Annotated in this window: 26 protein-coding genes; 5 read left to right on the top strand and 21 right to left on the bottom strand. The window is 39.9% G+C overall.

What is annotated here, in order from left to right; genetic code table 11:
- Positions 1 to 4 precede the first annotated feature (4 nt).
- From AC0VYV_RS07815 to AC0VYV_RS07795, 5 genes are all read right to left on the bottom strand, one after another.
- Positions 5 to 718, bottom strand: a complete 714-nt coding sequence (locus AC0VYV_RS07815) for an NAD-dependent deacylase (RefSeq protein ID WP_475369050.1) — start codon at positions 716 to 718, stop codon at positions 5 to 7.
- A 187-nt stretch (positions 719 to 905) separates the two neighbouring features.
- Positions 906 to 1730 (bottom strand): STAS domain-containing protein, encoded by an 825-nt coding sequence (locus AC0VYV_RS07810; RefSeq protein WP_475368797.1) that lies wholly within the window; start codon positions 1728 to 1730, stop codon positions 906 to 908.
- Between the two features lie 215 nt (positions 1731 to 1945).
- A complete protein-coding gene (locus AC0VYV_RS07805) occupies positions 1946 to 3517 on the bottom strand; it encodes a glycine betaine uptake BCCT transporter (protein ID WP_430242312.1) in 1572 nt (523 codons plus the stop codon).
- A gap of 193 nt (positions 3518 to 3710) precedes the next feature.
- The gene (locus AC0VYV_RS07800; RefSeq protein ID WP_194221034.1) at positions 3711 to 3998 is read right to left on the bottom strand and encodes an HNH endonuclease; all 288 of its coding nucleotides are present in this window, start codon (positions 3996 to 3998) and stop codon (positions 3711 to 3713) included.
- An 80-nt stretch (positions 3999 to 4078) separates the two neighbouring features.
- Positions 4079 to 7321, bottom strand: coding sequence for a DEAD/DEAH box helicase (locus AC0VYV_RS07795; protein ID WP_430242317.1), 3243 nt, complete (start codon positions 7319 to 7321; stop codon positions 4079 to 4081).
- Positions 7322 to 7659: 338 nt separating this feature from the next.
- Here AC0VYV_RS07795 and AC0VYV_RS07790 point away from each other — a divergent pair, with 338 nt between their 5' ends.
- On the top strand, positions 7660 to 8298 hold the full coding sequence (locus AC0VYV_RS07790) for a LysE family translocator (protein ID WP_475367086.1): 639 nt from the start codon (positions 7660 to 7662) through the stop codon (positions 8296 to 8298).
- Between the two features lie 83 nt (positions 8299 to 8381).
- Here the strand turns inward: AC0VYV_RS07790 and AC0VYV_RS07785 are convergent, their stop codons facing one another.
- Positions 8382 to 8576 (bottom strand): hypothetical protein, encoded by a 195-nt coding sequence (locus AC0VYV_RS07785; protein WP_194221031.1) that lies wholly within the window; start codon positions 8574 to 8576, stop codon positions 8382 to 8384.
- Between the two features lie 132 nt (positions 8577 to 8708).
- Between AC0VYV_RS07785 and AC0VYV_RS07780 the strand changes: the two genes are divergently transcribed.
- Positions 8709 to 9560, top strand: coding sequence for a glycine betaine ABC transporter substrate-binding protein (locus AC0VYV_RS07780; protein ID WP_475368796.1), 852 nt, complete (start codon positions 8709 to 8711; stop codon positions 9558 to 9560).
- A 131-nt stretch (positions 9561 to 9691) separates the two neighbouring features.
- Here the strand turns inward: AC0VYV_RS07780 and AC0VYV_RS07775 are convergent, their stop codons facing one another.
- Positions 9692 to 10693: a zinc-dependent alcohol dehydrogenase family protein gene (locus AC0VYV_RS07775; RefSeq protein ID WP_475368795.1), complete on the bottom strand. Its 1002-nt coding sequence runs from the start codon at positions 10691 to 10693 to the stop codon at positions 9692 to 9694.
- A gap of 263 nt (positions 10694 to 10956) precedes the next feature.
- Entirely contained in the window at positions 10957 to 12051 is a 1095-nt protein-coding gene (locus tag AC0VYV_RS07770) for an NAD(P)H-dependent flavin oxidoreductase (RefSeq protein ID WP_475368794.1), read from the bottom strand.
- Positions 12052 to 12221: 170 nt separating this feature from the next.
- Between AC0VYV_RS07770 and AC0VYV_RS07765 the strand changes: the two genes are divergently transcribed.
- The gene (locus AC0VYV_RS07765; protein ID WP_475368793.1) at positions 12222 to 12362 is read left to right on the top strand and encodes a hypothetical protein; all 141 of its coding nucleotides are present in this window, start codon (positions 12222 to 12224) and stop codon (positions 12360 to 12362) included.
- Between the two features lie 33 nt (positions 12363 to 12395).
- On the opposite strand, the gene AC0VYV_RS07760 is transcribed toward AC0VYV_RS07765, so the two are convergent.
- From AC0VYV_RS07760 to AC0VYV_RS07740, 5 genes are all read right to left on the bottom strand, one after another.
- On the bottom strand, positions 12396 to 12887 hold the full coding sequence (locus AC0VYV_RS07760; protein ID WP_430242330.1) for a GNAT family N-acetyltransferase: 492 nt from the start codon (positions 12885 to 12887) through the stop codon (positions 12396 to 12398).
- A gap of 111 nt (positions 12888 to 12998) precedes the next feature.
- A complete protein-coding gene (treR, locus tag AC0VYV_RS07755; protein ID WP_303535999.1) occupies positions 12999 to 13718 on the bottom strand; it encodes a trehalose operon repressor in 720 nt (239 codons plus the stop codon).
- 4 nt (positions 13719 to 13722) lie between these two features.
- Complete coding sequence (treC, locus tag AC0VYV_RS07750; RefSeq protein WP_475368791.1) at positions 13723 to 15414, bottom strand: alpha,alpha-phosphotrehalase; 1692 nt, start codon at positions 15412 to 15414, stop codon at positions 13723 to 13725.
- 92 nt (positions 15415 to 15506) lie between these two features.
- Positions 15507 to 16910 carry a PTS system trehalose-specific EIIBC component gene (treP, locus tag AC0VYV_RS07745; protein ID WP_194221023.1) on the bottom strand — a complete coding sequence of 468 codons (1404 nt, stop codon included), beginning with the start codon at positions 16908 to 16910 and terminating at the stop codon, positions 15507 to 15509.
- An 80-nt stretch (positions 16911 to 16990) separates the two neighbouring features.
- A complete protein-coding gene (locus AC0VYV_RS07740; protein ID WP_475367080.1) occupies positions 16991 to 17488 on the bottom strand; it encodes a PTS sugar transporter subunit IIA in 498 nt (165 codons plus the stop codon).
- A 242-nt stretch (positions 17489 to 17730) separates the two neighbouring features.
- On the opposite strand from AC0VYV_RS07740, the gene AC0VYV_RS07735 reads away from it, so the two are divergent.
- Positions 17731 to 18231, top strand: coding sequence for a cupin domain-containing protein (locus AC0VYV_RS07735; protein ID WP_475368790.1), 501 nt, complete (start codon positions 17731 to 17733; stop codon positions 18229 to 18231).
- A 34-nt stretch (positions 18232 to 18265) separates the two neighbouring features.
- Here AC0VYV_RS07735 and AC0VYV_RS07730 read toward each other — a convergent pair whose 3' ends face one another.
- From AC0VYV_RS07730 to AC0VYV_RS07715, 4 genes are all read right to left on the bottom strand, one after another.
- On the bottom strand, positions 18266 to 19135 hold the full coding sequence (locus tag AC0VYV_RS07730; RefSeq protein ID WP_475367078.1) for an aldo/keto reductase: 870 nt from the start codon (positions 19133 to 19135) through the stop codon (positions 18266 to 18268).
- Positions 19136 to 19224: 89 nt separating this feature from the next.
- Entirely contained in the window at positions 19225 to 19503 is a 279-nt protein-coding gene (locus tag AC0VYV_RS07725; RefSeq protein ID WP_226612359.1) for a hypothetical protein, read from the bottom strand.
- Positions 19504 to 19659: 156 nt separating this feature from the next.
- The gene (locus AC0VYV_RS07720) at positions 19660 to 20322 is read right to left on the bottom strand and encodes a type 1 glutamine amidotransferase domain-containing protein (protein WP_475367077.1); all 663 of its coding nucleotides are present in this window, start codon (positions 20320 to 20322) and stop codon (positions 19660 to 19662) included.
- A 111-nt stretch (positions 20323 to 20433) separates the two neighbouring features.
- On the bottom strand, positions 20434 to 20697 hold the full coding sequence (locus AC0VYV_RS07715; RefSeq protein ID WP_475367076.1) for a hypothetical protein: 264 nt from the start codon (positions 20695 to 20697) through the stop codon (positions 20434 to 20436).
- A gap of 252 nt (positions 20698 to 20949) precedes the next feature.
- Between AC0VYV_RS07715 and AC0VYV_RS07710 the strand changes: the two genes are divergently transcribed.
- The gene (locus AC0VYV_RS07710; protein ID WP_430242351.1) at positions 20950 to 21744 is read left to right on the top strand and encodes a peptidoglycan-binding protein; all 795 of its coding nucleotides are present in this window, start codon (positions 20950 to 20952) and stop codon (positions 21742 to 21744) included.
- Between the two features lie 43 nt (positions 21745 to 21787).
- On the opposite strand, the gene AC0VYV_RS07705 is transcribed toward AC0VYV_RS07710, so the two are convergent.
- The 4 genes from AC0VYV_RS07705 to AC0VYV_RS07690 form a co-directional block, all read right to left on the bottom strand.
- Positions 21788 to 22891 carry an AI-2E family transporter gene (locus tag AC0VYV_RS07705; RefSeq protein WP_475367075.1) on the bottom strand — a complete coding sequence of 368 codons (1104 nt, stop codon included), beginning with the start codon at positions 22889 to 22891 and terminating at the stop codon, positions 21788 to 21790.
- Positions 22892 to 22900: 9 nt separating this feature from the next.
- Entirely contained in the window at positions 22901 to 23509 is a 609-nt protein-coding gene (locus AC0VYV_RS07700) for a serine/threonine protein kinase (RefSeq protein ID WP_475367074.1), read from the bottom strand.
- A gap of 226 nt (positions 23510 to 23735) precedes the next feature.
- Complete coding sequence (locus tag AC0VYV_RS07695) at positions 23736 to 24680, bottom strand: nucleoside hydrolase (protein WP_475374721.1); 945 nt, start codon at positions 24678 to 24680, stop codon at positions 23736 to 23738.
- A gap of 138 nt (positions 24681 to 24818) precedes the next feature.
- Positions 24819 to 25706, bottom strand: coding sequence for a diacylglycerol/lipid kinase family protein (locus AC0VYV_RS07690; protein WP_475367072.1), 888 nt, complete (start codon positions 25704 to 25706; stop codon positions 24819 to 24821).
- Between the last annotated feature and the right edge of the window lie 338 nt (positions 25707 to 26044).

Here is a 26044-nt window from a genome sequence, read left to right as displayed (position 1 = left end):
TGTTCTATTGTGCTTTAGCTTCTGCAAGATCATTTAGAACCTTGCCTATTTTATCATGAATAACAAGGTCAGCTGCGCTGTCATACCCTGTTTCCTCCTGATTAACAATAACTAACTTAGCACCGTTACGTTTCGCTTCCATCGGGAATACGTTCGCGGGTGATACTTCTAGTGAAGATCCTAGAACGATAAATAGATCAGCCTTCTTCGCTTCCACTTTCGCCTGATGAATCGCGTTCATTGGAAGTGGTTCACCAAATAATACAATGCCAGGTCTGTTCAATCCCCCGCAGTGGCAGACAAAATCATCATTCATGTATCTTTCACTTGAAGCTTTTTCTCCACATTCATCACAATAAATCGATCGCAATGAGCCATGCATTTCCGCAACGTTTTGACTACCGGCCAACTGATGAAACCCATCAACGTTTTGAGTCAGAATACAACCAAGCTTTCCGCTTCGTTCCCAATCAGCAAGATGATAGTAACCACTATGAGGAGAAGCTTCGTTTAGCTTTTGTATTCGTTGCTTATAGAATCGAACAAATAAATCTCGTTCGTATTTCATCGCATCTCTGCTTGCAAATTGAAGCGGGTCTACCTCATTCCACATTCCATCGAGTGCAGATCGAAAGTCAGGCAAACCGCTTTCTGTACTCATCCCTGCCCCTGTTAAAACAACAGTATGTTTGGATTTATTAAATAGTTCCGTAAGCATAGAATCACCAGCTTTCATTTATCCAATAGTTAACCATTCACATATTTTCCGCTTTCTAAACCACTTGTCCCGTTTTTTGTTATCTAATCGTAAGGTCGTTTTATCTTTTTTTACAATTTAATATGGATGAGTGGGGTTATCAACCTTGATAAAAACTGCCCTTCACATAATGTGAGGGCAGTTTCACTTAAGACATATTCACTAAATCGGCTAGTGCTCGCTTTAATGTTGAGTATGTGTTGGCCTGACCAAAATTTGTTTCTAGCTTTACGACTGATAAGGCTATTTCTGGTTTGATTCCACTAATTCTCGCTTCCACTCCAACAAGCTTAAGAGCTTCAATAATTTGAAAGAGCTGTTGAATGACAAATGTATCAACGATGGGAACCCCTGAGAGATCGATTACAAAATAATTAAGATTGAGATTCACGGATTGATGAAGAGATTCCTCCATGATTAACTTCGCCCGGTATGTATCAATCGTTCCAATCAAAGGTAGAACGGCAACGCCATCCATAATAGGCACGACTGGTGCTGACAATTCAAGAATCTCTTTACGAGACTGCTCAAGTAAATTTGTTTGATAGTCAACATAAGGAATACTAAAGTAATAAACGACCAAATTCATTGTATAATCTAGCTTTGAAATCATTTCATAAAGCTCTTCAATGCCCATGCCTTGCTCAATCGCATATTCCTTCAATACTTCACCTATAAAATTGCGATAATGAGGCACCTCACTTAACATCGCATCAAGCGTTGTTCCGATTCTTGCACACTCTTCCCCAGTCTCAATACCCCACTCTTTAATCTTCTGCTCACTCTCAACGTCATCAAGCGCTAACGCTTTAGCATAGACGGTGACCAATTCAATACGCATTGGGAGCAGTTCATTAGATAGACTCTCCAATTGATCTGGGAATTTTTTATTTTGCTCTACTGTAATTAAATGTGCAATTTCCTCTTTACGATCGAGGATTTTTTCACTTGTGGATTGCAACCTTACCGTCATCTTTCATCCCCACTTATCCATAATATCCTATATGCTAAATCATTTTATAACGGCGGAGGGTAAAAGTAAAGATTGAGCGACCGACACCTGAGTTAATGAATGAGGATAGTGACATATTGAATTCTTTACGGTTTATGTTAATCAATTCAATGAGTCAAATTAGTATATGCAAAAAAGAAAAAAGACGATAAGGAAATCCTTATCGCCTCAAATCTCTATTTTGTAGCAGGTGCAGTTGAATCTGTAGGTTCAGAACCTGCTTTTTTTTCTTTTCGTTTTTCTTTTTTAGGCTTTGGATCTTTCGCCACTAAATATTTCTCTTTCTTTAAAGCTTTATAGAAGGACACGGTCATTAATATCATAATAATGGAGAACGGCAATGCTGCGAGAATCAATACATTCTGCAACGCCTGTAATCCACCAGTGTATAGAAGTACCGCAGCCATAGCTGATTGTGTAACCCCCCACGTTAGCTTCACGCTTGTACCAGGATTTAAGGAACCGTAAGTTGTTTGCATTCCAAGAACAAACGTTGCGGAGTCAGCTGAAGTAATAAAGAATGTACCGATTAGGGTTATCGCTATAATTGATAAAATAAGCCCTAGAGGGTAATTCTGGAACATACCGAAGAGAGATTCCTCTGTTGCTAGAGACGCAATATCAGCAATTCCCTGCTGTTGAATGTTGATACCCGAAATCCCAAATGTTGAGAACCATAGGAAGCCAACAATCGAAGGAACAAGAAGTACAGTTACGAGAAATTCTCGGATCGTTCTTCCTCTTGATACGCGGGCTATAAAGATCCCTACGAATGGTGACCATGAAATCCACCAGGCCCAATAGAAAATTGTCCAGTTATTAATCCATTCACGGTTCTCTGGATTTAATGGCGCAATACGGAAGCTCATTGCCATTAAATTGGTTAGATAAGAACCGATTGTATCTGTAAACATATTCAGAATATAAACAGTAGGTCCTAGAATGAACATCGCTAGGAAAAGAACTCCTGCTAATCCTATATTCGCATTACTTAAGTATTTGATTCCTTTTCCGATCCCTGACCAGGCTGAAATCATGAATAGTACCGTAACGACGCCGATAATAATCAGCTGTGTACTAAAGCTATTTGGTACATCTGTTAGGAACGATAAACCACCGTTAATTTGAACGGCACCAAATCCTAATGTTGTCGCAACACCAACGATTGTTGCAAAAACCGCTAGCGTATCAATAACTTTACCAAAAAGACCATTCACGCGCTCACCAAAAATTGGATATAAAGTCGCACTAATTAAGCCGGGACGATCATGTCTAAATTTAAAGTATGCAAGAACTAACGCCACAATGGCATAAATTGCCCAGGCATGAATACCCCAGTGGAAAAACGAATACTGCAAAGCTTCCTTAATGGCAGCGGGTGAACCAGTTTCTGCCGTAGGCGCATTAACAGCGAAATGGGACATCGGTTCCGCTGTACCCCAGAAAACCAGTCCAATACCCATACCAGCACTAAATAGCATGGCAAACCAGCTTAACCTTGTAAATTCAGGCTTCTCGTCGGGCTTTCCTAGCTTAATTTTCCCGTACGGTGTGAAAATAATAAACACACAAAAAATAACTAACAGTGTTACAAGAATTAGATAATACCACCCAAACTTATTCGAAATAAATGTTTGGGCACTCGCCGTCAACGACTGTAATGTGTCTGGAGAGATCGCTCCCCAAGCAACCATTAATAAACTTATAATGAGCGTGCTCCAAAACACGGAGGATACTTTTCCTCTCATACACTTCACCTCTACTTAAAATAATTTTCTTTTCCTATAGCTTAAGAATTAGTACCTTTTTACCTATATCTACATATACCACTATAAAAAATGTCGAAACACCGAATTTTGAATCTAAACTAACTCATTTTCGAGATTTTTCAATTAACGTTGCATTTTATAAGGATTTTAAATAAAAAACCGACTTGAAAATTTATTTTTTCTGCTTTCGACTGTTTGCCTTCTTCGTTTTAACACTCTTCGTTCCTGGCTGTTTTTTTATCCACTTCAAATAACGACGAATTCGATCGTCTTCTTTGAGCTGTGGAATGGTATTGAGCCTAATAGCAAGCTCCTTGTTCGTATAAAGAGCATGGATTTGCTTATGACAAGGCACACATAGCCAGGCGGTTGGTTTGAAAGAACCGCCTTCTTCTTTAGGGGTTAAATGGTGAAGCGTGCATTTGGTAACCGTTCTTCCGCATAATTCACACACATCCATCTAAACACCCCTCTATAAGGTAGTGTTTGTTACTTTGATAAGGGCTATTCAAACCAAGTAAAACCCTTAAGTTCTAGCGATTAAATGCTCAAAATATCTTTTATTTCATCTTCAGATAGACTAGAGATCATCGTTTCTCCAGGTTGGATAACCTTCTCAATGAGTTCTTTTTTCTTTTGCTGAAGCTCATAAATTTTCTCTTCGATGGTACCCTGGGTAATTAACCTCATAACTTGAACAACTTTTTTCTGTCCGATTCGGTGAGCTCGTCCCGCAGCCTGTTCCTCAACAGCTGGATTCCACCACAGATCATACAAAATAACCGTATCGGCGCCAGTTAAATTTAAACCTGTTCCTCCTGCTTTCAATGAGATAAGAAAAATTTCATTCTCACCATCATTGAATCGCTCGGTCATTTCAACTCGATCTTTCGAAGGAGTCTGACCATCCAAGTAGAAAGCGGAATAGCCTAAATCCGTTAACTTGTGATGAATGATCTTTAACATGCTCGAGAATTGCGAAAAGATCAGGAGACGTTTCTTGTTTTCGATTGATGTCGTAACAATATCTAAAAGCTGCTCAAGTTTACCCGATTGACCCTGGTAATTTTCAACGAATAAAGACGGATGGCAGCATAGCTGCCTTAAACGAGTAAGTCCAGCTAGTATTTTCATGCGGTTTTTTTGGAAACCTTCGCCTGCAAGGCTCTCTTTAGTTTCCTGCTGAATACGGTGCAAGTAGCCAATGTACAGTTCTTTTTGCTGTTTTGTTAGCTCTGATACTTGAACCGTCTCAATCTTATCAGGAAGCTCTTTAAGTACATCCTTCTTCACACGTCTTAGAATAAATGGCTTTACCATTCTCGAAATTCGCTCATGTGGTAAATTTCTGAACGTGGATTGATCCGGGAAGAATCCAGGCATAATCGAGTGAAAAAGTGCCCATAGTTCATCAAGTGAATTCTCAATTGGAGTTCCGCTGAGTGCAAACCGCTTCTTAGCACTTAACTGTCTCACAGCTTGTGAGGTCTTTGTGGCAGGATTCTTAATTGCCTGAGCCTCATCAAGAATAACGGAATCAAATTGAATGGTTTCATAATGGGCAATATCCTGCCTGAGCGTCGGATATGAAGTTATCCAAACATCTGGCTGAAGCCCTTGACTTAGAAGCTCTTTCCGCTCATTTGGCGTACCAGTATTCACTTCAATCTGAAGTCCAGGAGCAAATTTCTCAAACTCCTTTTTCCAGTTATAAATAAGTGATGCTGGTGCGACAACTAGCGCCATCGCTTCTGGATTATCTTTTTTCTCAGACAGCAAGTAGGCAATGCTTTGCAATGTCTTACCTAGTCCCATGTCATCTGCAAGAATCCCACCCAACTGATAATGGGCAAGTGCTTTTAGCCATTGATAGCCCGTCATTTGGTACGAGCGAAGATCAGCTTCTAGCCCTGTAGGAAGATCAAACTGAAGGTCTTCTGGGTGCTTTAAACGAGAGATAAGGTCTCGGAAAGCCTTGCTATAACGTGAAGCGTGCTTTCCACCGCTCATTCTTTCGTCGAGCTGGAGTCCTCTATAGAGTGGCAGATGAAGCTCTCCTCTTTCGATATCTTTTTCTTTTATATTCAGGTCGTCGAATAGCTGACTAACATGTTGAAAATCTTCATTTTCAATTGAAACGAAGGCACCATTCGCAAGGCGATAATAGCGATCTTTTTCGATCACGGCTTTAAGAATATGAGAGATTTCTTCTTCATCCAATCCCTTCATGTCAAAGCTTACATCAAGCCAATTTCCACTATGATCCATATCTACTGATGTTACTGGAGCCGATGATTCATCCAATAACCAACCCCGTGCAGATTCTGTTAGAAACACATCAGCAAGGTCATTTAGTTCTGGGATCGTCCAGTAAAGAAAGTCAAATATCACCGCTTCATCTTCTGCATATAGCTCTTTACCGTTGAATTTTAGTGATGCTTGTTCAATAAGAGACATAATCGTTTGTTCCTTTTCACTGTCTCTTAAGACAATGCCTCCCTGGTCATTTACGATCCGGGAATCATCTTTAAAAGGATTGATCACATCTTCGCCATATTCATATTCAACGTTAACTAGAAGTCGCTGTCCTTCTGCATTTACATAGACTCTCGCACGCAAATCAGGGTTAATGATTTTTTCATTGATCTGTTCAGAGATCGTTACATCCCCAAGCTTTTTGAGACCTGGAACGACCTGAGAAAGGAATGGTTCAATCTGTGTTTGAGAAATGGATAAGTCACTTTTTCTAGCCGCACTTCGAAAATGAGACAGATCCCTTAATAAGGACTGCTGTTTTTTCGACAGTTTGTAAAGCTTCTCATCATGAAATAACCATCCATAAGTAGGAAAATAAGCGGCACTTTGAAACCCATTTAACTGTAGTACGTAATCATCATCCCGCTGTTCAATTTCAAACGAAAATGGTAACCCACCATCAAAAAGCTCGGTCTCTTCATAAAGCGTCCGATTGTATTCAAACCGAATCAATCGATTTTGCTTTAAAAACTCTGAAAGAAACTCGTTCGCTGTCAGTGGGGGTAAAATCAATTCACGGTTTTCAGTAAAACGCCCCCAGTTATCAGGTAAATCCAAATAAACCTTCTCATTCCTTCTTATTGCGAGTAGAAGTTGAATAAAAGGCTCATCGAGTTCATGAAACGTATGTTCATCTGGTTCATAACTGAACTTTTTCGTAAACAAATAAGATTGCTCATCAAGAACCGCATCTAGAAATGCGCGAATATCTTTCACGACATATAAACGGTTTATCCCCACTTTAAGTTCAAGTGTCCACGGAGAATCCCCTTGAGATTTACGAAGCGTTGGGTAAGAGCTCGCTTTCAATGTAAACTCAATCTTCAACTGATCCGATCTCAATCTTGAGCGATTCGCTTCGGGTTGATAATCACTTAATACTTGAATGAGCTGATTTGTTTCACTGTAGCTTCGTGGTGATTGAGGTACCTGTGATGGTTTTTCCTTTTCACTTTCTTCCGGCCCCTTCTCGCTGATTGCAATAAGCACAGCAGCAAGATGCTTACAAGTGCCATATGTTTCAAATGCTTGACACTCACAAGACCCAAACCAGTTATCACCAAGTAGCTCAATTAACACGCCATATTCAGAACTTCCGTTTACATAAGCTCGATAAGACTGATCTTCTTTATCATATGTAAGCTCAGATACGCGCCCATTCTGAAAATAGGTGAGACCTCTTTGATAGAAGCTCACTGGAAAACGTTCTTTTATTTCACTTTTAGTAAACATAGAAAAATGCTTCATATCCACATCACATCAATTCCAATGGTAGTAGTAACCTTCATTATACAATTTTCCACATCTTCTTCAAAATATTGCGCGACCCAAAAGAGCATAATAGCATATTTTTCCCTGAATTCAAAATGAGACTTCTAATTTAGGCCGTTTGGACATGTATTAAAGAAAGAGGAATTCCTTATTTCAAGGTTACATTCGTTACGATTAATGATCTCTAGATGTTTGGCTCATTCGAGTGAACCCTTCACTTCATTCGAATAAATCAACTATCTATCCACTCCAACAGCCTGCTCAAAAGTATTTATCCTGAATCAGAATACATAGATAAAAGGAGATTGCTCGCCATGCTAGAAATTGCTATTGCTCACATTATCTTGGGCTTATCAATTGCTGCTCCGCTCGGTCCAATAAACATTGAAATCATGAAGCGAGGAATTCATAAAGGGTTCTGGTCTTCTCTCTTCGTAGGAGCAGGTGGAATGAGTGCAGACCTTGTACTCATGTATTTGATGTACTTCGGTATTGCAACTTTTGTTAAGCTGACTATTGTCCAAATTAGTTTAATGATTCTCGGAGCCATTATCTTAACGATTTCAGGGATTCAAGGCTTTCGATCTCAAGTAAGTCTTGATGAAGACGAGGACAAAGAAAGAACGGGTTTATTTCATTCCTACGCAACCGGTTTTATGATCGCTGCATTTAATCCAATGAACCTTCTTTTCTGGCTCGGTATTTACGGATCAGTGCTTAGCGTTTCACTGCAACAACCAGACAAATGGCAGGCCTTTTTCTTATCTGCACTCGTTTTCATTGGGATCGGCCTTTGGAATGTCAATCTTTGTATGACCGTCCACTTCGGAAAATCACTAATGAAACCTCGAACGCTCCGCGCGATTAGTGTAACCGCCAGTCTCGTATTATTATTTTTTGGTTTACGGTTCGGCTACCTTGCAGCTGAAATGATTTTCGTTGCTTCAAAATAGGATTGGCTATGCAGCCAATCCTATTACGTCTTCATTTTGACTACGAATGTTTTTGAAGAAGCATTCTCGTTACAATGATGCGTTTACGTAAAATAAACATAAGCTGCAATGCCTGCTATAGCGAGAACGCTTACAAGAAGATAAATAGCGGAAATGGTAACCGTTGTATTCTTCGCTTTCTTCCCATACCCAGGATCACTTTTTCCGGCAACCATTAGCGTACCAATTAAAATAATAACAAGAAAAATAACAATAAGCGTTGTTGCAATTGTGATCATCCCCATCCCTCCCTACCTTCATCATACACTGTCTCCTTTCTGTAATAAACCTGCAAAAGTGTGACACATTTGTTATGATAGAAAACATGTGCGTTTTCGCACAAAAAATAAGAAAGAAAAAGGAGAGTATCTATGAGGAGAGGAATCTTAGTCCTAGTCATTGCAGCACTTTCAATTCTAGCAGCTTGTGGATCTGGAGAAAGTGAAGAGTCGAAAGGAACGGTTACGTTTGGATTAAACAACTGGGCTGAAAATATCGCCGTTTCAAATATGTGGAAAGTGATACTTGAAGAAAAAGGATACGACATTGAACTAAAATCAATGGAAAAGTCACCAGTTTGGGCTGGTATTTCACAGGGCGACCTTGATGTAGCAGCAGAGGTTTGGCTACCTACGACTGATAAGCCACTATATGAAGAGTACAAAGAAGATGTTGAGATGCAAGAAACATGGTATGAGGGTACTGGTCTTGGCCTCGTTGTCCCTTCGTATATGGATATCAATAGTATAGAAGAACTGAACGACAAAAAAAGCGAACTTGGATTAGAGCAAATTGTTGGAATTGATCCGGGCGCTAGCTTGATGGAAATGAGCAGAACGGCTGTTGATGAATATGAATTAAATTATGACCTTGTCGATAGCTCTGGTCCAGCGATGATGAGTGAGCTTAAGAAAGCTTATGAAGACGAAGAACCTATTATTGTCACGCTGTGGAATCCTCACTGGGCTTTTGCAGAATATGACTTAAAGTACCTGGAAGATCCCAAAAATGTTTATGGTGAAGCGGACGATATTTACTTTATGACAAGAACAGATTTCAGTGACGATCACCCTGAAATCGTTAAGTGGATGAACAATTGGAAGATGGATGATGATTCACTCGGTAGTCTAATGGCAACGATTAAGAATGCTGACGACACCGAAACAGGCGCAAAGCGGTGGGTTGAAGAGAACGAAGAGCTTGTCTCTCAATGGACTGAATAACGGCCTGAACTCATCTTCGAATTCTTTATCTATTAGCTCTCATGAATGGCTTTATTTTTTAGTTCATTTGTTTGACTAACCAATATGAAAAGGAACCCGAATGGGTTCCTTTTCGTGATTTGACATTATATTTAAGAATGTGTCAAATCATTTTCTGCAACAACTTTGCCAATCGTCTTTCCTGATTCAAGTCGTGCATGAGCGTCACCGATCGTAGTAAAAGTAAAGCTTTGTTCATCCAAAACCGGCTTTAATATGCCGTGATCTACCATATGCGCAACGCGGTTTAGAATGTCTCCGTGATGCTCTCTTCCTTCATTCGTTAACATCGGAACGAGCATTAAAACACCATGGTACGAAGCACTTTTCACATAAAGTTGTGTCATATCGTGTTCACCACTGCCAACAATACAGGCAACGTCGCCGCCATTTTTCACTGCTTGAAATGACTTTTCCATGTTATCTCCGCCTACTGTATCAAAAACAGCATCGAAACCTTTTCCATCTGTATAGTGATTAACATATTCTTCGACAGACGTTTCTTTATAATTGATCGCGTAATCAGCACCGAGTTCTTGACCCAGCTTCATTTTCTCATTCGTTGAAGCTGTCGTATAGACGATGGCACCTAGTGATTTAGCAATCTGAATAGCGATGTGCCCAACGCCGCCTGTCGCACCGTGAATAAGAACATTTTGTCCTGGCTTTACATTGATTCGATCAATGAGCGCTTCCCACGCCGTGATAGAGATGAGCGGCAATGCGGCAGCTTCTTTCATAGATAAACGCGCTGGTTTCTTAGCTACAAGCTTTTGATCAACAATCATTTGTTCACGCAGTGCTCCGTCGAGGCCTTTTACTCCGCCTGCACAAGCAAATACTTCGTCACCTTTTTTAAACACGCTTCCTTCATATGCTTCCTCCACAATGCCAGCTACATCTCCATGTAGAACGGCTGGAAATGCTGGAGCAAACGCTTCTGCTTGACCAGATCGTATTTTCATATCCACTGGATTAACGCTTGTTGCTTTCACGTTAATTCTCACTTCACCAGCTTTTAATTCTCTTGATGAGAGCTCTTCTATACGAAAATTTGATGGTGCTCCAAATTCGTTAATCACAACTGCTTTCATGACTAAACACCCTTCCTGGTTCTAATTCAAATTACCTTGTTCATTCTTCTGCGTTTCCCCGATATCTTTCTAAACAAACAGGTATTTCATTCAGAATTTATGACCAAACTCATTATACAGCCGGTCATTATCTTTTCATAATAAAAGGTGCTGTCAGATGACCGGCCTATCAATGCAAGTCATTGAAGTGGCCCTTCTCACTAGTTTGAGAAGGGCTTCTTCACGTTCATTTGGATATGGTTAGTAAGCTGGATGTATCTTGATTACGAAATCCTATTGATGATGTTATTTACCTCTGAGACGCTATCTCGAATTATTTCCTCCGCGGATTTCGAAGTACTCAACCGTGGGTTTTGCCCCGACCACAATGACATCCATTCAGGATGATTTTGCTCAGCTGCTTGTTTACGAATCTCTTTTGTTAAAGTGTTTAACACTGGGTAACCAGGAAACATGGGTAAGTTAGATTCAGTCATTTCGGTCATAAAATCATTTTTTATACCACGAGCAGACTTCCCACTAAATACGGGTGTGATCATTGTTTGTTCTTCCGTGCTCGTTAATATCGCTTGTTTGTGAAGAGGGTGACCCCCACTTTCTTGACACGTCACAAATGCTGTTCCCATCTGAACAGCTCCAGCTCCCAGAACAAGCATACTGAGAATTCCTCGTCCATCCATGATTCCACCAGCCGCTATAACAGGAATATTTATGACATCAACCGTTTGTGGGATAAGAGAGGAAATACCGACAAGTGAAGAATCAACTTCACTTTCAAAAGTGCCGCGATGTCCACCCGCTTCTGCCCCTTGCATCACCACAAGATCCATTCCGCTTTCTTCATTGATAATGGCTTCATTTACCGTCGTTGCCGTTCCGATAAGGATAATTCCTTTACGCTTTAGTTGCTGGACATCCTCTTTTGAAGGAATTCCAAAAGTAAAGCTACATACAGGTACATCTTCCTCTATTAAAATCTTAAGCTTTTCTTTGTATTCTTTTTTTAAAACCGAAAAAGTCTTCTCTTTATAACTATAGTCTTCTATACCAAGTTTTGTAGCATAGCGCTGAAGCACCTGCTTCGTCTGCTCCACCACTTCATTGGAGGAGTGATCCTCCTCAGGAATAAACAAGTTAACAGCAAAAGCCCTTGACGTGAACTGTTTAATGTCTTTTATCGCGACCCTCATTTGATCAGGTGTCATGTACCCAGCCCCTAAGCTGCCTAAGCCTTCCGTATTCGATACAGAAGCAACTAATTGAGGTGTTGTCACCCCTCCGGCCATTCCCGCCTGTACGATCGGATATTCGATGTTTAATATGGAAGTTACGAGAGTTTCATTCCACAAGACTACCATCTTCCTTTCTATCTCTTCCTTTGCCCTTTAAAATACTTCTTTATAAAAAGAATGACTCCTTCAAATTACGCTGAGGAATTTATATTGCAATTCGATTGATCTACCGCTATGATAATGTTAACCAAATATACATAAATGGTTAACATTATTGTCGCAGGGGGGAATGAGTCTTGAAAGAAAACGCTTATTTGCCTGAAGAATGGCATGTTGTCGTGGAAGAAGCAATGGAAGCTTATGTCACTAAAGAAGAATTCCAAGCATTCTTAATAGAATATAGCCTACAAAAAGCGTGTATTAAAAGCCAGGAGTAAATTCTCCTGGCTTTTTAGTTGCAAAGAACGAAGCTATATAACTGGATATTTTAGAATAGCCTGAGGCCCTGAGCGCCCGTTCTTTTTCTTATTAGTATGAATAAACCCCGCTCCTAAATAAATCTTCTTAGCTGCTTCATTGTCTTCATTAACCCCAAGAACGATTTCATGACAATTAGGGAAATGCCTTTTTACAAACTGTTCTAGCAGCTGTAAAGAGGCTTTCGCAATCCCTCTTCCTTGCTCAGGTCGATTGATTGAATACGCTCTTAACAGAACGGCCTTAGTATTATCTGAATACGAGAAGGTATCATCCCCACGATCTAGAACGAAAAAGCCAACTGGCTGATCCTTTTCCATAATAACCACAGGAAAGCGATCATGATCGATCTGGCATTTCTCATATGCAGGGACTGGCATCGACGTGAAAGCGAGCTGCCTTTCATCTAGAGTGAATGATTTCAATGCACTAATATGATCTTTTTCAGCTTTCACAAGATAGATGTTTTCTTCTTTAACCCTCACATGAAAGACTCCTCTCCAACCTAACTCTTTTGTTCATTATTACTCGTCAACTAAGAGAATTCAATATGACAGTAAGATAAAGAAGCGCTCCTAATTATAGGAGCGCTTCTTTCATTGCTTTTCACGTCTAGCAAAATCAACAAATCTAAATTTATCAAGCCGGTGCCTTGATTCAGTATACTCAATTAATGTGGTGTCATTTAGATAAACGTAGTTTCGAACCACGACAACATGATTGTAATCATGCAAATCCAGGTAGAGACGATCCTCTTCATCCGCCTCTTCCACTACAATTTCCTTTTTAGCATAGCTTACGACAAGGCCAAGGTCATTCTCTAAATAATCATAGATCGAATTCTCACAAATTGTTTTTGTGAGCTCTGGAACAAATTCTACTGGAAAATAATCGCGATCAAGTATAATTTTCTCTCCATCTATTTCACGAGCTCTTACAACATGCCATACTTGTGCATTGTCTTTTAGCTCCAACTGCTCACTAACCCATTTCGACGGAAGTTTTTTTTCTAGATCATGAACGATAGTACGAGAAGAGCGATTCATTTTTTGAGAGATTTCCTTAAAGCTCACAAGACCAGAAACCGGAAATTCATAACGGTTAAGGTCGAGAACGACAGATCCTCGCGCTTTAATTTTCTGAATCAAACCATTTTGAGAAAGCAAATTAAGAGCTTTACGAATCGTCTCTCGCGATGTTCCGTACGCTTCCGCTAACTCGTGTTCTGAAGGTAATTTAGTATTCGGTTGATAGGTACCATTTTGTATATTCAGAGAGAGATCATTATATATTTGCTGGTACTTGGTTTGCTTCATAGACTCACCTTGCCTTAGTTAGATGATAAGCAATCGACTCATATGGTCGCAATGACACTTTCTTGAAAGTGTTAGGGGTGTCTTCATAATTCGATAATAGAACCTCTGCATGATAACCATTTACTTCCACATCTTCCGGAAGTTCAAACGTTACTTCACTTTCATAGAAATTATTGATCACAAGAAGCTTTTCATTTTCACCGTTCCTTACATAAGCGAAAAGCTGTGGGTGTTCAGCTAAAAGAAGCTCATAGTCACCGTATGTGATCAAATCCATATTTTTTCTAAGTGCGATTAGCTTCTGATAATGTTCAAATACTGAATGACTCTCATTAAGTGTATCTTCGACGTTAATGTCTTCATAGTTTTTCGCAACGGGTATCCATGGTTCCCCTGTTGTAAACCCAGCGTTAGCTTCTGAATTCCATTGAACAGGCGTTCTTGAGTTATCTCTTGATTTATGACGCAAAATCTCGAGTACTTCCTCTTCACTATACCCTTTTTCCTCTTTAAGAATGGAGTAAATATTCAACGACTCTACATCGCGATAAGATGAGATCGCATCAAACTTTGGATTCGTCATCCCAATTTCTTCTCCCTGATAAATATACGGAGTACCTTGCATCAGGTGCATTGTTGTCGCTAGCATTTTGGCTGACTCACGTCTGTACTCCCCGTCATTCCCGTAGCGTGATACGATTCGGGGCTGGTCATGGTTACACCAGAAGAGGGCATTCCAGCCTCCACCTTCATACATTTCCGCCTGCCATGTTGATAGAATCTCTTTTAGCTTTAGGAAATCAAAATCGGCTACAGACCACTTTTCGCCATTAGGATAATCGACTTTTAAATGATGGAAATTGAATGTCATGCTCAATTCATTTCGCTTAGGATTAGAGTATTTAATGCAGTTGTCAATCGTTGTGGAAGACATCTCTCCAACCGTCATGCTGTTATATTTCATAAACACATTGCGATTCATTTCGTTCATATACTCATGCACTTTTGGACCATCTGTATAGAATTTACGTCCGTCTCCAGGAGCTACAGAACCATCATCATTTGGGAAATTCTGATCTTTCGAAATAAGGTTAATCACATCGAGACGAAAACCATCGACCCCTTTTTCAAACCAGAATGTCATCATATCATACACTTCATCTCTTACTTTTTCATTCTCCCAGTTAAGATCAGCCTGTGTGACATCAAAAAGATGTAAGTAATATTGACCGGTTTCTTTATCAAACTGCCACGCATTACCACCGAATTTTGACTGCCAGTTTGTTGGTTCTGCTCCATTTACGCCATCTTTCCAGATGTAATAGTCTCGATAAGGATTATCCTTTGATTTACGAGACTCGACGAACCACTGATGCTCGGTAGACGTATGATTCACAACGATATCCATAATGATCTTAATGTCTTTTGAATGGGCTTCTTGAAGAAGACGATCGAAATCCTCCATTGTTCCATACTCTTCATAAATACTAAAGTAGTCTCGAATATCATATCCATTGTCATTCTGAGGTGAATCATAGATTGGTGTTAGCCAAACGACATCCACTCCAAGTTCACTTAAATAATCCAGCTTTTCAATAATGCCTTGAATATCCCCCGTACCGTTACCAGTCGTATCGTTAAAGCTTTTCGGATAAATTTGATAAACGACTGACTTCTTCCACCATGGTTGTTGCATATCAATCAACTCCTAATTGTATACTTGAAAAAACAAACAAAGGCGATACCATCGGAGCAGCTTAAGTGCCTGATGATATCGCTCCTTTTTATTTACTCGCTTACTTTTCTAACTTTCCCATACAAGAATGTTAAAACAAATGGTACGACGAGTGCGATGGCCATCCCCATAAAGAAAGCACCCCAGTATTCTTTAAAGATTGAAAGGAAGCCTGGTATACCACCTACACCGATCGATGTCGCTTCAACACCACTAACCGTAATAACAAGACCAGCCACAGCTGAACCAATAATTGCTGCAAAGAACGGGAACTTAAAGCGTAAATTCACACCGAATAGCGCAGGTTCAGTGACGCCAAGGAAAGCAGAGACAGCCGAAGTACCTGCAAGTCCTTTCGTTTTCTCATTACGTGTAATCAGCATCATCGCAAGTGCCGCTGCACCCTGGGCGATGTTGGAAAGTGCTAGCATCGGCCATAAGAATGTGCTTCCCGTACTGCCGATTAACTGCAAATCTACAGCAAGGAACGTATGGTGCATTCCCGTGATAACGAGTGGCGCATATAAAGCCCCATACACTAATCCACCAATAGCTGGTGCAAAATCAAATAATCCAATAAAACCATCCGTTAAGAGATTCGCAATCCAGAATGTCACCGGTCCAATAAGAGTAAACGCTAGGAATCCAGTTACAAGAAGGGCAACAGGAGCCACTATGAGCATTTGAATGGAATCTGGAATCCGCTTGTTAAGAAACGTTTCAATTTTGGCTAATATATAAGCTGACACAAGAACAGGCAAGACTTGCCCTTGATACCCAATCTTCTCTATTTCAAGTCCAAACAAATTCCATGTTGGAATATCGTCGGCTTCTCCATATGCCCATGCATTGAGGAGATCAGGGTGAACAAGAATAAGACCTAGTACAATACCGAGCAATGGACTTCCGCCAAATTGCTTCGCTGCTGACCAACCAATTAAGCCAGGTAAAAAGACGAAGGCTGTGTTAGCAATCAGGTTAATAATACTCGCTAAATCTGCCCACTGTGGATACACCTCTACAAGTGGATCACTAAAGAAGATATCCGGTGCTGTGAGAATATTATTAATCCCAAGAAGCAAACCAGCTGTTACGATTGCAGGTAAAATCGGTATAAAAATATCAGCAAGTGTTTTCACACCGCGCTGGAGGATATTTTGTTTACTTGCAGCCGCATCTTTCACGTCCTGTTTGGACGCGCTTTCAATATCTGCCATCTCAGCAAAGATCTTAAATACTTTATCAACGGTTCCTTGACCGATAACTACCTGAAACTGCCCATTCGCCGAAAAAGAACCTTTGACAAGCTCATTCTCTTCAAGTGCTTTTGTATCTACTTTACTTTCATCATGCAAAACAAGACGCAGACGGGTTACACAATGTGTTGCGGTCGAAATATTTTCCTTACCGCCTATGGCTTCCAGGATCTGTTCGACAGACTCTCGATTAATCGCCATGTTTTCTTCCCCCTTAGAAATAATTAGATAGATCCTAAGAGAGTTGATGTATAGCGCACTCTCTTAGGAACTTCATAACTTTATCCTTTTACTTTGGTTGTCATAATTTCAGTCTCATTTGATGCGCCGACTGTATATTTCTTCTCAACATTTTCAAGAACATCAGCATTTGTAATAATCACAGGAGTGATCGTACTCGCTGCTTTCTCCTTAACAAGATCAAGATCAACTGTGATGAGAGGATCGCCAACTTTTACCTTGTCGCCTTCTTTTACGTGACCTTCAAATCCTTCTCCACCCATGTTAACTGTTTCTAAACCAACGTGGATTAAAATTTCAAGACCTGATTCAGATTCAATTCCAACTGCATGCTTCGTATGGAAGAACTGGATTACTTTCCCGTTGACTGGTGAAACGACTTTTCCGTCTTTTGGCTCAATCGCAACACCGTCTCCCATCATTTTTTGTGAAAATGTTGGATCTGGAACTTTTTCAAGTTCAACAACATCTCCGTTTAAAGGAGCGAAAATAACCTCTTCTGAAGGCTTTTCTTTTTTACCAAATAGTTTTTTCAACATAAGAACATTCCCCTTTCAACCGCTTTCATTTATATTCTATCTTGTCTATACAAGTTTAGCTTACACATGCAGTTTATCTTGTATAGACAAGTTAGTCAACTATAATACTCAACTTTTAAATCACATTTCTAAGGGGGGAAGATGTGATTCGATAAATAATTTCCCTGATTGTCATATCCTAAACGCTGATACATGTTTCAAATTTCTCGAAAACGTATACAAAAGGACTAAGGAGTGATCATATGGAAAAGCACCAAATAAAAACGATAACGTTTGAAGATGATGGTAACATTCCAAACAACCCGTTCCATCCGCTTATTCTCTATCCAGGAGCGCTAGATCATCCCGGTAATTGTATGAAGATTTTCAAAGAAAACAATTGGACTAATGCGTGGGAGAATGGCGTGTTTTCTTACCATCATTATCACAGTAACAGCCACGAAGTACTTGGGGTGATCGAAGGATCAGCTTCCATCACATTTGGAGGAGAAAACGGAAAGACAGTTGAAGTCACAGTAGGAGATGTCGTAGTCATTCCAGCTGGTGTGGGACATAAAAAAGAAGCATCCTCGACCGATTTCCGCGTAGTAGGGGCTTATCCAAACGGTATGCCCCACGATCTTAGAACAGGAAAAGCCGATGAACGAAAAGAAGCCATCGATAACATTGAGAACGTTCCATTACCTGCAACGGATCCAATTTTTGGTGTTAATGGACCACTACTTGACGTTTGGGGCCGCTAGAACATAGCAAAAGACGCCTTTATAGGCGTCTTTTTTAGGAAGAAGTATATTCAGATTTCTTAAAACCTGGCACCGTTCTTTCGTAAAAGTCCAGGTTATCAGGATGATGCGCTATACGGCTGTCAGAATGAAGAGAATCGATGGAAAGCATCTCTTCATCAGTTAAATTAAAATCAAAAATAGCTGCATTCTCTTTAATCCGCTCGCTATGGGAGGACTTCACATTCAACAAAATCTGATGCTGAAGACACCATCTAAGAACAATTTGTGCAGGTGTTTTACCATAACGTTCGCTAACTGCTTGAATCACCGGATTCTTTAACACCTGACCTCGTTTTAACGGTGACCATGCCTGGACCTGAATTCCTTTTGATCGACAGTAATCTCTTAGTTCACCCTGTATTAACTCAGGGTGTAACTCAATTTGATTGAGAACAGGTTTGACGGTTGAGATACGAGAAATGGCTTCTAGATGGTGCGTCTCAAAGTTACTAACACCAATAGCACATACCTTTCCTTCATGATAGAGCTTCTCTAGCGCTTGCCATGTTTCAAGAAATAAGTGAGGAACTGGCCAGTGAATTAAATACAAATCAAGATAATCAGTGCTCAATCGTTCCAACGATCTTTCAAAAGCAGCAAGCGTTGCATTATAGCCCTGTTCATCGTTCCAAACTTTAGAAGTAATAAACAGCTCTTCGCGTGGAATTCCTGAATCCTTAATCGCACGACCTACTGCTTCTTCATTCTCATAATAGGAAGCTGTATCAATGCCGCGGTACCCGGTTTCAATGGCAACTTTAACAGCGCTGTAGGCATCTTCCCCTTTTAGTTTAAAAGCACCAAAACCAAGATAAGGCATTTTAACACCGTTTGATAGAACAACCGTTTTCTCAATCCCCATCTTATTTCGCCTCCTTCTTCAATCACCTTACTCTCTAAATAAATCTGACTTCCTTCTCTAAACTATTTCTTAAGAAGCTACGCTATTCCTTACACAAGCTTGCGATATTCATTAATAAAAACAGTGGGATCCTTTTTGATAATAAATGATTCAACACCACTATTTGTATGAAGATATAAAAAACCATAAAGCGTCGATTGAAATCGATAGGACATATCAAAGACATCTTTGATCGCAAAATGTTTATGTCCAACAACTATCCGATCTTCATATAGTTCTAAATCGTGCTCCTGCTCTAGCGTTTTCTGTTCCGTACGTTCCATTTTTCTAATTACCTTGATAAATGGGTGAGATAAAATAAATTTCAAGTTCATCATCCTATTCTTCTATCATTCTACATATTATCACTCAGTTCCTCTTTAAGAGAAAGGGTAATAAAGAAAAAGAGCAGACCTTTACTGGTCCGCCCCCTTCTTTCGTATCAGTTAATGATAAGCATTAAGCTCAATCATTTTATCTTTTCTTTATTTGCCTTCAATCGCTTCAATAATTTTATTTGCAGCACTTTCACTTGATTGTGGATTTTGTCCTGTAATTAAATTACCGTCACGAACGGTATAAACTGACCAGTTCTCGCCTAACTCAAAGTTAGCACCTTTTTCACGTAATTTGGTTTCAAGCAAGAATGGCATTTGTTCAACAAGCCCCATTTCTCGCTCTTCAGAATCAGTAAAGGCACTTACTTTCTTCCCTTTTACAAGAGGTGTACCGTCTTTATAAGTTACGTTCACAAGTCCTGCTGGACCGTGGCAAACGGATCCGATAATTTTATCTGCTTCAGCTTGTTCCTGAAGGATATGTTGAAGAACTTCGCTATCAGGGAAGTCAAACATCGTTCCGTGACCGCCCGGTAGAAAGACAACGTCAAAGTTATTTGCATCTTCTTTTGTTACCTTAGTTGTATTTTTCAGTTGGTTTTGAGCGTCTTCCCATTCTTTCGGATCTTCTTCTGGGATACTATTTGGATCAAGCTCTACTTCGCCACCTTGAATGGAAGTGACTTTGATGTCATACCCTTTTTCCTTGAAGATGTTATAAGGGACAGCGAACTCCTCAAGCCATAGTCCTGTTTTGTGATCTGAATCGATTTCTGTATGATTTGTTACGACCATTAATACTTTAGTCATATGAATTCCTCTCCTTTATCTTCTAAGTACTTGTTAGTCTTTATGACCACTTTAGTACAATACCCGATGTTCAGAAAAGTATTCATGGGTTTGAAGAATCCAGAAAATTTTCTAATATAACAATTGAGGGATAATGAAAAACAAATAGAACACATTGAGAAAGATGGCACTCATAACAAGAAGAGTGTTTTTCTTCTTAATTTGGAGGATATAAAGAACGATCCAAAGAACAAATAATCCGATTGGAACGAACAGATAGTTATTATTTTCAACTAACTTTAAAACACCGAGGAGTTCTAAAATAGAGTATGGAACAATAATGACTCCAAGAATAATATTGATAAGATGAATCCATTTTCTTTCAAGAGCTTTCACTAGAAATGTATCTCCTTTCTGAAAGAACCGATTTCACTAACTATTCTATTTTCCATCTCTATTGATGAAGAGTCAACGATCAATTTGACGAGGGCTTTTCAAACAGCATCCTTCTTTTCTTCACTCTTTCTGCTCCATAATTTGGTCTTTTTCTAATCATATCGTCGGGTATTTGATCAAAATCGTCGAATAGACTCCTTTTCCTCCGAATGCTGTCTCTTGTAGAGGACAATCATTCAAGGAGGAATAAAGATGAAACACAAAATGAAACTCGTAGCAGCGCTACTTATTTCTAGCATCATTTTTGTAGCCACGCCTTCATTTGCTTCTGCAGCATTTGATTCTGTCAACCAACAAGGCGACTCAGGTGGAGAAGTTAAGGAACTGCAAGACTATCTTATGACGAAAGGGCTATTCCCCTACCACACTGCAACAGGCTATTACGGAGAGATCACTGAAAAAGCCGTGAAGAATTTTCAGATGAATCGCAATCTCCAAGTAGATGGGATTGCAGGACCAGAAACAAAACAGGCCCTTCAAGTCCTAAGACGTGGAGACATTGGAAAACAAGTCATACATATACAAAGCCAGCTTAATCAAGCGGGATATGAGAGCGATGCAGATGGGATTTATGGTTCAGGTACAGCTACAATTGTAGAGGAATTCCAACGAGACAATGGCCTTTCAGCTGATGGGATTGCAGGGCCATCCACACGTAGAGCGTTAGATCAAATGGCTGCACCAGGTTCAGCTGCAGGGAAAGAATTCACGGCAGAAAGCACCGCATATACAGCCGATTGCACCGGATGTTCCGGTGTGACTAAGATGGGAATCAATTTAGACAAATACCCGGACGCCAAAGTGATCGCCGTTGATCCGGATATGATTCCACTTGGCTCCATTGTGGAAGTTGAAGGATATGGTACTGCCATTGCTGCAGACATTGGTGGCGATATTAATCACAATCGTATTGATGTGTTTATTCCAAGTCAGCAAGCCGCCCTCAATTGGGGACGAAAAGATGTTAAAATACGCGTCATTGAATAAGAAAAAGAACAGGCATTCCATATTTGGAGTGCCTGTTCTTTCTTTATGATTTATTCGTTGCATGCTTTCCCCGCTGCTGCAGTTTAATTAATCGATACGTATGTGTAAAGATTACTTTTAACACCGCATAAGTTGGAATCGCAAGAATGAGTCCTAGGAATCCAGCGAGACTGCTGGCAACCAATAGTAATAAAATAATCGTTAGTGGATGGATATCAAGTTTTCTTCCCATCACAAGAGGTGAAACAAGGTTACTTTCTATTTGTTGAATTACGATCACACCAAGAACAACCCATAGAGCAGTAAGCGGTGATTGAATTAATCCTACAATAACCCCAGGTGCCGTCCCAATGATAGGACCGATAAACGGTACAACATTAAGGAACAGGGCAATGAGCGCTAGAATTAAGGCATAATCAAGATCAATAATAACGTACCAAATGTAAACAAAGGTTCCAATAAAGATACTTACAATCAGCTGGCCTTGAATAAAGCCACTTAACGCATCATCCATGTCTTCTAGTATTTTCGCCCCTTCTTTTCGATGAGCTCGAGGCACAACGCTAAGTAAAGAAGGCATCAATTTCTTCCCGTCTTTCAACATAAAAAACAGAATAAAAGGAAGAAGCACAATTCCTACTAATACATTCGTCACAACATTTAATATGGAGAAAATGTAGTTTCCGAAAGAGGAGCTAATTTCTCCGATAGAACCAGATATACGATCCGTTAACTCCTGGATATCAACCATTTCACTTTGAAGAATTCTCGCTATGTATGGGTTGCTTTGCCATTCATTGGTCGCCTTTTGTAGATCATTGATAAGGGTCGGTGCACCTTGGACAAGACTATTAAATTGATCAACTAGAACAGGACCAATGCTCAGAACTAAACCAGTCACACCACCAGCAAGGGCAAGATAGACAAGGAGAATACCAAGCGGTCTAGGAATTTTCCACTTTTCTAAAAGGGCGATAACAGGTCTAAGAATATAATAAAACACCCCTGCAGCGATGATTGGGAATGCTAAAGTTGTTACAAGTATCACAAGTGGACGAAAAATAAATTCGATTTTACTCCCTACCCAAATCACTGTAAAAATAAGGAGGAGCCAAATAAAAAATCGAAACAATCGTGATTGCTGCATGATCGATCATCACTTCCTTTCATTCATTTTGATGAAGCCTTTACGGTAGAGACGAATGATCATCTCGATAAACCAAACGGGGTATTTCTTCGGAAAGAAGCGACGTCGGTAGTAGCGATCATAGGCCATCTTTAAGTCATCCCAGTGCGTACACTCCTTTGATTGACGGAAGCGAACAACATCGATGACGCGAACTTCTCCATTCGAGAGAAGCATCACATTTTGGAGATGTGTATCGGAAGGATTCAACCCTTTAGAACGGGCATACTGGAGCGCCACATCCACCTGCAGTAGCATATCATCAGTGATGATAATCCCTCGTCTTAAGCACTCGTAGAATGTAATGCCGTCCAAGTATTCTAAAACCACATACCCCTCTCCTCCCTCATAATAAAAAGGAAAGTGGTTATTTTCTTGAAGTACTTGATAAATCGAAGCTTCCTGCATAGCAAGATGAGCACAGTCAGGATAGAAAACCTTAAGAACCTTTTGTTCATTAGGTATTCTAAATACGACTGCACTTCTACCTCTACCGATTAGCTTCAGCTCTTCTGGTTTTCGAAGAACCTCTGTTCCAGATATCTCAATTTGCTGAACCATTCTTCCAATGTCATTCAAATGACAACACCCTCTTCATTTCTCGCATTTGTTACGCGATCTCTATCTTTACACCTATTCGCAACAGATGGCATGGTATAAGGGTGAACCGCCTGGATCGCAATAGAAACCAAGTATATATAATAGCTTAGGTACACAAGAGGTATAATCTTTGTTTGAGAGAAATCTCATTTTTAAGACTATCCTACACCATTTACGAAAGAACACAAGGAAATGTTTCAGATCTCTAGAAAGTTTCTCCGGTCATCGTACTCATAAATAATTGGTAGAAAGCAAAATAGTTCATTGATATTGCGACTGAATGAATGGGTCTTCCATCAAATTCATCTTGTTCAAAGGATTTCCTAAAATCACCAATACTAAGGCCCCGGGCTTCTCCGGTAATTTCTACTGCTACGCGAGTGCGGTAGAATGTGCAAATGTCCTTCTTTTCAACCCCCATTAACGTAAGCGCATCGTGAACAGGACTACCTTCAATGTCTGGAACCATTTTCTTATAAAATTCCTCATAATAGTAATCTAAAAGTGGCTTAATAAGAGGCGCCTTCCCTTTTGCATGAACATAATTAACCATTCCCGGCGTTACAATCGCATGCTCCGTCACATTTAGTGGAAATAAAAAAACATGCTCAGCATATTTCATCACAATATTTGCCGCAACTGGATCTGCATAAAAATTAGCTTCTGCACTCGGCGTCACGTTTCCTGGTACGTTAAATGCACCGCCCATTATATAAAATGTTTTAATTCCTTTCATCGTATCTGGATACAAGAGGAAGAGCGTCGCAAGAGAAGTCATCCTCCCAACATTAACAATCACAAGGTCGTCATACTCTTCAATTATTGAAATCACTTGAAAGAAATTCTCTAAAGGGGCAGCTTCATTTGGCGGTGGCGTAATAGGACCTAATCCTTCCGGTCCATGTACATTAGGATAATAAATCGGCACCTCTCCAGTCATAGGCTTTTCTGCCCCACCCATTACAGGGATATCCGTTCGGCCAACTTCTTCAAGTAAGTAGCGAACGTTACGGGTCGTTTGTTTTTTTGATACGTTTCCGTAGCAAGCTACAATACCAATAACATCCACACCTTCTGATAAATAAGCAAATAAAAGCGCGACCGTGTCATCGATTCCTACATCTCCAAAAAACAAAACCTTTTGCCCCATTCCTTCACCTCATCCCCATACTTATCATAACTAACATATTCACATCGCTGTAAATTAAGAAGCAAGGCAATTGGATAGGTGAATATTAGGAGGAAAAGCTTTTTCATATTAATAAGCTCTAAAGAAGAGTAGGTTTCCCTACTCTTTTGGTACAAAAATATTTAATTCGTTATGCATCACTTCTGCTTCGAACGGAAGGTGAATGCCTTCATCGCCATCGATATTTACAACAAGTTCATGACCCGATTCCACTTTTAATTTCGAGGCTGGAAAATACTCTACTTGAGCATTATTTTGCAACTTTCCAATGAAGAGATCTGGTATGATTTTAAACACTTTTGGTAGAGAAAACTCTCTTAATATAAAGACATGAAAGTAGCCATCGTTCACCTCTGCATGCTGAGCGAATGACTGTATCCCTCCAACTGAGTTTGTTAACGCAATTAGCATTAAATAAGCTTTCCCATCCCATTGCTTACCATCGTATGTAATGTTCAAGTCGAATGGTGTTTTATCCTTTAAAGCTTTTCCACCTTCAATTAAATAAGCCAGTGGACCAAATTTGGATTTTTGCTCAGCTGAAACGTCATATACAGCTTCTGCAATAGCGCCAACAGCAAGTACATTCATAAAGTATTGATCGTTTATACGTCCAATATCAACCGGTTTTGTATGCTGCTCAGATAGAACCTCTAGCGCTTTCTTAGGTTGCATCGGTATGTTGAGTGCTCTTGCAAAGTCATTCACTGTTCCAAGGGGCACGAAACCAAAATCAGGGCGTTCTGTTTCACGCGCTAAACCATTCACCGCCTCATTAATCGTTCCATCTCCTCCCATTGCAACAACTGTATTAAAGTGATTCTCACAAGCAGCTCTTGCAAAACGAACAGCATCTCCCTCTTTTTCGGTGTACTTCACCGTCACGTCTACATGGTTTTGTTCTAAAATGGCTACAGCCTCATCTTCATATTTCATCGCTTTTTCTTTCCCTGAAGATGGATTAATAATCAACATGGCTCGCTTCACAGCAACGTCCTCCCTAAAACAGAAATAATAAATCTATTTAGTTCGTTCCCTTCTTTCTAAGCCTTGAAACAGTAGGATTTCATCAAATTGGTGGATGCATACAAATCCTTCTCAGATTAGTCGTTATATAAGATTTTTCATAAAACCATATGACAAACATTTCCTCTCCCCTATAATAGAATGGGGTATTCGAACTCATGTAAAGAGAAACTTGATTAAAGATGCTGTTTAGAGCACGGAAAGGAACTTTTCAAGTGAGGAATTATATGTATTTTGCAAGTAGTTTTATTTTATTATTCTTTTTTCTCCAACTTCTATCGGGGATCATATTAACAATG

It is taken from the genome of Anaerobacillus sp. QJM3NY_17 (assembly GCF_056173665.1).
Note: the sequence above shows the minus strand (reverse complement) of the source record. Positions and strands in the feature narration are given on the sequence as shown.